At 50.8% G+C, this 4,089-nt stretch carries 5 protein-coding genes; all 5 read right to left on the reverse strand.

Annotated features, from left to right (window positions below):
* Positions 1-78: 78 nt before the first annotated feature.
* Positions 79-1,281 carry a phage terminase large subunit gene (locus Q0526_RS12330; RefSeq protein WP_298734058.1) on the reverse strand — a complete coding sequence of 401 codons (1,203 nt, stop codon included), beginning with the start codon at positions 1,279-1,281 and terminating at the stop codon, positions 79-81.
* Positions 1,268-1,696 carry a terminase small subunit gene (locus tag Q0526_RS12335; RefSeq protein ID WP_298734060.1) on the reverse strand — a complete coding sequence of 143 codons (429 nt, stop codon included), beginning with the start codon at positions 1,694-1,696 and terminating at the stop codon, positions 1,268-1,270. Before Q0526_RS12335 ends, Q0526_RS12330 begins: the two co-directional genes overlap by 14 nt.
* A gap of 454 nt (positions 1,697-2,150) precedes the next feature.
* Complete coding sequence (locus tag Q0526_RS12340; RefSeq protein WP_298734062.1) at positions 2,151-2,585, reverse strand: hypothetical protein; 435 nt, start codon at positions 2,583-2,585, stop codon at positions 2,151-2,153.
* A 16-nt stretch (positions 2,586-2,601) separates the two neighbouring features.
* Positions 2,602-3,171: a type II toxin-antitoxin system HicB family antitoxin gene (locus tag Q0526_RS12345; RefSeq protein WP_298734063.1), complete on the reverse strand. Its 570-nt coding sequence runs from the start codon at positions 3,169-3,171 to the stop codon at positions 2,602-2,604.
* A 558-nt stretch (positions 3,172-3,729) separates the two neighbouring features.
* The coding region (locus Q0526_RS12350) for a hypothetical protein (protein ID WP_298734064.1) at positions 3,730-4,089 on the reverse strand (360 nt) is incomplete at its 5' end.

Consider the following 4,089-nt stretch of genomic DNA (forward strand, 5'->3'; position numbering starts at 1 on the left):
GAGATCACGATGTCCGGGCTGCCCACGGCGTCGTCAAACATCTGGTTCAACAGGCCGCGCAGCCATTTCAGCAACTTTTCAAACATTGCGTCTCCAATCTGCCCAGCGGTATTCGCGGGCCAAAATCGTCATACAAAAATAGCGGATGTCGTCCATGGCATGGTCGTTTTCTTTGATGACCTTGTCCTGGTGCGCCGTGTCGTCCCAACTGTAGGTTTTGAACTCCCGCAGCGTGTCGGCACAGCTCTCGTGGATCAGCACCCGGCCGCTCTGCAGCAGGGCCGCCGTGGTCTGTATGCCGTTGATGACATCGTTCTCAGCCGGCCGCACCAGAAAGCGCCCATGCCGCCGGATCGTCTCGATAAATGCGGCGGCGGCCGGGTCTACGACCACTGCCTGGATGTAATACCCGCGCGCCAGGTCTTCCAGCATGGCGTAGTCCTCTTCGGGGGTATGCTGTGACCGGGTCTTGCGGCTGTCGTAGTAATGCTCCTTGATGCGCACGGCACGGTCCCGCTGCACACACCACAGCCCCATACTGCAAGGGTTATGGGTGCCGTAGTCGACGGACACATAAAAGCGCCCGTCCATCCCGGCGGTGGGACCGCGCATTAGATAAGCGTCCGGGTTTGCTGCCACAAACGGATACACAAGCCCCTCGGCAATGGCCCACTGTCCCAGGATGAAGCGCTGGTAAAACACCGTGCCCGCATATTCCCGCTTCAGGTTGTCCACAAAGTCAGGGTCCAGGAACGGATTGTCGTCGATGGTGTATGCCTGGCAGTAAACGTCGGCGTCAGAATCCAGAAACGCCTTGAACCAATGCAGGGGACTGTCCGGGTTGCAGGTGCCGTCGAAGTGGCTGTGCGGGCAGGACAGGCGGCTCTTGAGCATCTGGAACACATCCTCGCTCCAGGTCGTGACCTCGTCGCCGTAGCAATATTCAAAAGCCGCGCCCTGGATGCGGGCGACGTGCTTCTTGTTGTCAGCGCCCAGCGCATAGCACTTGCGGCCGAACAACTGCACAGTGTTGTTGCTGCCGATCGTACCGACCAGATCCGGCCCCCACAGCTCGCGCATGGGGTCCAGGATGTTGCGGTCCAGTGTTCCTTTGGTGTTGCCCAGCAAGACGATCAGCCCTTCACCCCGGCAGGCCAGCAGCCGCTTGGGGATCGTGACCAGCAGATCCAGCCAGGTCTTGCCGGAGCGCGTGGCCCCGGTCTTGACATTCCAGCGATGGCTGCAGTTGGCCAGGTATTCGCGTTGTTTACTCGATAGCACTGTCGATTCCCTCCAGGACCTTGGCCGCTCTCGCAAGGGTATCTTCGCCGGAATCTCCGCCCGCTCTCCAGCGGAAATTGTGTTCCAGGCTGAACTGCGCGCTGCGGGCACCGTCCCGGTCAAACAGGCGGCTCTCGGCGTACTCCTCGCAACGGGACTTCGCGCGCGTTATCGTGTCCATAAACTGCTTCCTGCCCTGGTAATTCAGCAGCGCCTGGCGTCCCGTAAATCCCAGCGCCAGGGCCAGCCCCGTCACGGTGGGCGGGTGTGCGCCGATGATGACCGGCTCGCCGTACTTGTCGGAGACGGCGGTGCCGTCTTTGTCCAACAGCGGCTTGCCCTGGCAGTCCTCGAAGTAAGCGTCAATGGCGGCCTGCAAGGCATCCACAGTCTTGTATTTCAGCGGCCTGGCCAATGACGTTTCCCTCCTTCCCGGCTCGAATGTAAAGTAAAAATAACCGCCCGGCAGCGCAGGGACGGAGCGTCTTTTGGCACCTTTTTCTGTGGTTCTCTCCCGCCTGCCGGGCGGTGCTCGTAGGTGCCAGCCTCGCCTCTTGCGGCTGGGGCGGGGCATGATAATGCCCCCGGCGAGTGCCGAGGGCATCGGTGCCGTACGCGGGTCTTGCTCCCACGTCCTGCTTCTGGCAGAGCGCCTTTCCGCCTGCGGACAGTTGGCGGTGGCTGTACGGCTTATAGGGCCGGCATCGCAGCCGGCTGGTGGCGCCCATATACGGGACGACGCAAAGCGCTGGGTCCATGTCCCTGGGAGGTGCCTATGCAAAGCCCAAAACCAAAAGCCGCAAGGCGGTTTCCCGTTCCTTACGGCTTTTGATGATAATAGTGTATCGCGTTTTTTTGGCTTTATTAAATCAACTTTCTGTTTTTTCTTGTGAAAAGGGAAAAATAGGGGGGGTTACTGCTGGAGCGCCTCCAAACGTAGACGTAATTTGTGCAGCCAAAAGAGATAGCCTCGCAGCAAACCCCTGATTACTTTGCAAATAAAATTCCAAGTCCTCCATTATTTCCTTTTCAATGCTTGCATCAGCGAACGAGTCGAGCAAATTTTTATCCTTCAAAAAGTGTTCTACAAAGTATGTTATCTTTAATTTGAAATTGCATTCAGGCTCAAACGAAAATTCTCTTGTGCACTCAATTCTTAATCGGTCTGAAAGCTTTTTGCAATTTATATAGTCAGTAAACGTTAATTGAACAGCCTGACTGCTAGGGGCAGGTTCTTTTAAATCCTGTAATGATATCTCTGCAAGTCCTGCACGAATGGTATTATTTAGAATATCTTTAATCATAATGACAATCTACCTTTCATGATAGAGCTGATTGCACTTTGGAAATGTTGAAACTGTTTGCAGTGGGCAGATAAATGCAATTCTCACGCTTAGAAAAGCTTTTTTCCAAATTCGTGGCTTTTCCACCTGCTGTAGCTGAAACGTTTCCGTTTACTTCAGATTTTGTAGTAAGCGAAATTGAGCTAGAAAGGTTCTTTATGGAATCTGCAAAAGCGGCAACTTGCTCTGTGAATTCACTCATAATAGTTGTTTCAGGGAAAAGATACGCATATAATGCGCTTTCCACAACTTTATTTAATGTAATCCCTTCTTGTTGAGCTTTAATAAAGGCCCTTTTGTGCAACTCAGAAGGGATTCTAACGTTAAATGTTCCACTATACTCTTTGTCTGGTGATTTGCCGATTTTTTTGCACAATTCAAGATAATTTTCTATACTCTGATGAAATGTTGAAACTAACTCGTTAGTAGATTGTGCGTGGAAGTTTAAGGAATCTGCTATTCCAATCACTTTTCCAACCAAAATATTATCGTTTGGGTCATACTCTACTTTTGCATGGTATCCCTTATACTCCATCACGTTGCTCATAGTCGAATCCTCCCGTTTCAAAATTGATGTTTTAATAAATTTTCATATCTCACCTACATCTTTCAGAAATGTAATTACCATTTTTATATGATATCGATATAATTCGTTACCTGGGTGTGGCTCATCAAATTGTAAAATTTGATGAGTTGGCTGGTGAACATATCCTATTCCTGACCCTCTACCACCGTTAAACTTTAGGCAATTACATTTAGACATTAACGTGTCCAAATCTTGCTTTGTGAAGTTGGTTGGCATTGGTTTTCGAAGTATCTTGGCTAATAATTTTTCTTTGCTTCCCATCCTATCACCACGCTGCTGCAACTATTATTTAGTTACATTATATTTCGTATGCGTAGTATTGTCAATTGCTTATCCTTTTTTATAGGCGAAAAATATGAAAAAATGGCGTTTTATGTTAGCTTATTCAAGTGAGACCAAAATTTATTCCAACTTTCATAATGAAATCTTTGTGCCATCTACATGCTGTAACATATGCGATATTGCATTTTTGCGCTGCCCCTTCCAGCGTATGCGTTTTATCCCAAAAAACCAGTCGAATCATGCGAAGACGTTCTTCTCAGTGTCCAACTCTTTGGTTTCTTCAATGGCTTTGCGCACGGCTTCCAACTCGCGGCGGTTGATCTCTGGCAGTTCCCGGAGGGCAGCCTCAGCTGTCGGATCTGAAGGCTTGCCTTTTCCACTGGGCTGCCCAGAAAGATTGGGAGAAAGGGTCGTTTCTCGAAGGGCCTTTTCCTTTAAGCAAAGATCGGGGTATCTACGAATCATTCCCTTCACATAACTCCACCAGTCATATCTTGGCTTAGACACCGGCATTACCTCCGTGTTCATGTTCCATCGGGATCGGGGCGTCGGTTCGGGCGTGCTGCTGGCACCGCTCCTCCCGGTGGCCGTCGTTGC

This window comes from uncultured Subdoligranulum sp., from assembly GCF_937890665.1.

Bases quoted from the DNA above. Each gene is read 5' to 3' on its own strand.
- Q0526_RS12345 (WP_298734063.1), bottom strand. From the start codon at position 3,171: ATGAGCAACGTGATGGAGTATAAGGGATACCATGCAAAAGTAGAGTAT.
- Q0526_RS12340 (WP_298734062.1), bottom strand. From the start codon at position 2,585: ATGATTAAAGATATTCTAAATAATACCATTCGTGCAGGACTTGCAGAG.